The sequence below is a fragment of the Pedobacter sp. genome (assembly GCF_040513095.1).
Classification (GTDB): Bacteria; Bacteroidota; Bacteroidia; order Sphingobacteriales; family Sphingobacteriaceae; genus Pedobacter.
In genome coordinates, this window is sequence record NZ_JBEVDX010000092.1 from 1 (window position 1) to 3,162 (window position 3,162).

At 40.9% G+C, this 3,162-nt stretch carries 5 protein-coding genes and 1 pseudogene; all 6 read right to left on the bottom strand.

Annotation, left to right across the window (positions count from 1 at the left end):
• Positions 1–85, bottom strand: an 85-nt coding sequence (locus ABWY16_RS11155; protein WP_502930995.1) for a S1 domain-containing protein, incomplete at its 3' end; no start/stop codon positions are given.
• Between the two features lie 70 nt (positions 86–155).
• Positions 156–941 carry a type I methionyl aminopeptidase gene (map, locus tag ABWY16_RS11160; RefSeq protein WP_353904727.1) on the bottom strand — a complete coding sequence of 262 codons (786 nt, stop codon included), beginning with the start codon at positions 939–941 and terminating at the stop codon, positions 156–158.
• Positions 942–946: 5 nt separating this feature from the next.
• The gene (secY, locus tag ABWY16_RS11165) at positions 947–2,287 is read right to left on the bottom strand and encodes a preprotein translocase subunit SecY (RefSeq protein ID WP_353904728.1); all 1,341 of its coding nucleotides are present in this window, start codon (positions 2,285–2,287) and stop codon (positions 947–949) included.
• 3 nt (positions 2,288–2,290) lie between these two features.
• Positions 2,291–2,737, bottom strand: coding sequence for a 50S ribosomal protein L15 (gene rplO, locus ABWY16_RS11170; protein WP_353904729.1), 447 nt, complete (start codon positions 2,735–2,737; stop codon positions 2,291–2,293).
• A 110-nt stretch (positions 2,738–2,847) separates the two neighbouring features.
• Positions 2,848–3,027 (bottom strand): 50S ribosomal protein L30, encoded by a 180-nt coding sequence (gene rpmD / locus ABWY16_RS11175; protein ID WP_090555281.1) that lies wholly within the window; start codon positions 3,025–3,027, stop codon positions 2,848–2,850.
• A 4-nt stretch (positions 3,028–3,031) separates the two neighbouring features.
• Positions 3,032–3,162 (bottom strand): annotated as a pseudogene (locus ABWY16_RS11180) (30S ribosomal protein S5); the annotation flags it as partial.

Genomic DNA, 3,162 nt, shown 5'->3' on the forward strand with positions numbered 1-3,162 from the left:
CGTTCTCCAGTTCAACTCTGAACATGGCATTGGATAATGCTTCTCTTATTACACCGTCTTGTTCAATCGAGGCTTGTTTAGCCATATAATCTTGATTTTTACTTAATTAGCTGCTATTAAACAGGGTTGCAAATTTAAGAAAAATATTTAATTATTTACTTTTTTTCTTTTAAAACTTCTTCAATCAGGGAAAAGGTCGATAAAACATCTGCCCTGCCCTTTTTTATTGCAACAGTGTGTTCAAAATGTGCTGAAGGCCGACTGTCCACGCTGGTTACTGTCCATCCATCAGACCAAAACTTTATATTAGCTGTACCGGCATTAATCATCGGCTCTATGGCAATTACCATACCCTCCTCCAATTTCATACCTGTACCACGTCTACCGTAGTTAGGCACCTCTGGTTTCTCGTGAAGCTGTACGCCAACGCCATGACCAACAAGCTCTCTTACCACACCGAAACCATTCTGCTCAGCTAATGACTGAACTGCGTAACCCACATCACCGATGCGGGCACCAACAACAGCTTTTTCAATAGCGCGCTTCAAACACTCCTGGGTAACATCAACCAATTTCTGACGGTCAGGGCTAATCTCTCCAATAGAGAAAGTATAAGCCGAGTCACCAAAGAAATTGTTCTTGATCACACCACAATCAACAGAGATCAGATCTCCTTCCTGAATCACATACTCACTTGGAAAGCCATGAACAACCTGCTCATTGGGCGATATACAAAGTGAATAAGGAAACCCGTTGTAGTTTAGAAATGCCGGTATCGCTCCGTGATCTTTTATGTAAGTCTCCGCAAGTTTGTTCAGCTGCATTGTGGTCACCCCGGGGCCAATGATCTTCGCCACTTCTGCAAGTGTTTCAGATACCAGCATGGAACTTACTCTAATGTGCTCAACCTCCTCCGGAGACTTATAATAGATCTTAGACATTCATATTAAATTACCGCGCTGCTGCCGCTTGCATTTGCAGCGGGAACACCAGTACGACCTGTAACTCTTCCGGTTTTCATTAATCCGTCATAATGACGCATTAACAGATAACTTTCAACCTGTTGCAAAGTATCTAATACAACACCTACCAGGATCAGCAGGGAAGTACCTCCATAAAAATGGGCGAATTCTGATTTAATACCGAACTTAACAGCGATAGATGGAAGGATGGCAATAATCGCTAAGAATACAGAACCTGGAAAGGTTATCTTAGAAATTACATCGTCAATGAATGATGAGGTATCAAGACCTGGCTTAAGACCGGGAATGAAACCACCATTTTTCTTCATGTCATCAGACATCTGAACCGGATTAACGGTAATCGCTGTATAGAAGAATGTAAATGCAATGATTAAAAATGCAAAGGTTAAACTGTATGCCAGTGAAGTTGGATCACTGAACTGGATTAACCATGTATTTTGTAATGTCGGGAAAAAGCCTGTAAGTGTTGTGGGAATGAACATCAGCGCCTGGGCAAAGATGATAGGCATTACACCGGCAGCATTTACTTTCAATGGAATGTATTGTCTCACCCCACCAAACTGTCTGTTACCAACGATACGTTTTGCATATTGTACAGGAACCTTACGGACACCCTGAACGATCAGGATCGTAAACATTACCACGGCGAACAAACCAACGATTTCGAGTACAAGTGCAATCAGGCCTCCGTCTACGATAACCCTTGAAGTGATCTCCTGATACAGTGCCATTGGAAGACGTGCGATAATACCAACCATAATGATCAGTGATACCCCGTTTCCAATACCTTTATCGGTAATTTTTTCACCCAACCACATTACAAACAATGTACCTGCCGTCAAAACGAATGTTGAAAGAACGAAGAATAAAGTAGGATCAATCAGAATAGCTTCTTTGGGAACCTGTGTTTTCACATAACTGATAGCCTGCACAGCGGTAATTACTACTGTAAGGTATCTTGTGATCTGATTGAGTTTATTCCTGCCGCTCTCTCCCTCTTTCTGCATTTTCTGGAAGGAAGGTACAGCGATACCTAATAACTGAACTACAATTGATGCAGAAATATATGGCATAACCCCCAGTGCAAGGATCGATACACGGGAAAATGATCCCCCGGCAAACATATCCAGCAGACCCAAGATTCCAGATTTCTGATTATCGCCTAGGGCTGTTGCATCAACGCCTGGTAAAACAACGTGAGAAACGAACCTATAGACCAAAAGAATTACGAGCGTAAATACGATACGCTCTCTTAATTCTTGAATTTTCCAAATATTACTTAAAGTAGTAAACAGCTTCTTCATTAATTACAATTTTTCGATTGAGCCTCCAGCAGCTTCAATTGCTTTTTGTGCTGTTGCAGAGAAAGCGTGAGCTTTAACTTCAACTTTTGCTTTAACTTCACCACGTCCCAGGATTTTAACCAGGTCGTTTTTATGTGCTAAACCATGCTCCTGCAATGTAGCAAAATCAATTGAAGTCAGGCTGAATTTCTCAGCTAATCCCTGTAAAACATCTAAGTTTACACCTACATATTCAACACGGTTGATAGGTTTGAAACCTACCTTTGGTACACGGCGTTGCAATGGCATCTGACCACCTTCAAATCCGATTTTGGTTTTGTGACCAGAACGTGATCCGGCACCTTTATGACCGCGAGTGGAAGTACCACCACGACCAGAACCAGTACCACGACCAATTCTTTTACTGTTTTTAGTAGAACCTGATGCAGGTTTTAAATTACTTAAGTTCATTTTTGAAACTTATTGTGCTGCCCTTCGCTTTCACTAATCAGGGACAACGGTTAAACATATACAAAGGTTGCAAATGTAATATAATATATTACACTTACAACCTCTGCGAATTATATACTTTCGATGGCAACCAAGTGATTCACTTTTCTTACCATTCCAATGATAGCAGCGTTAGCTTCAACTTCAACAGACTGGTTCATTTTTTTTAAACCTAATGCCTGCATCGTTCTTTTTTGACGTTCGCTTCTGTCAATGATACTTTTTACCTGGGTTATTCTGATCTTAGCCATAGTCTTATCCGTTAAAAACTTTGTTTAAATCAACACCACGTTGTTGTGCTACTGTATAAGCATCACGCATTTTTGTTAAAGCATCAACAGTTGCTTTTACCACGTTGTGAGGATTTGATGAACCTTTTGATTTTG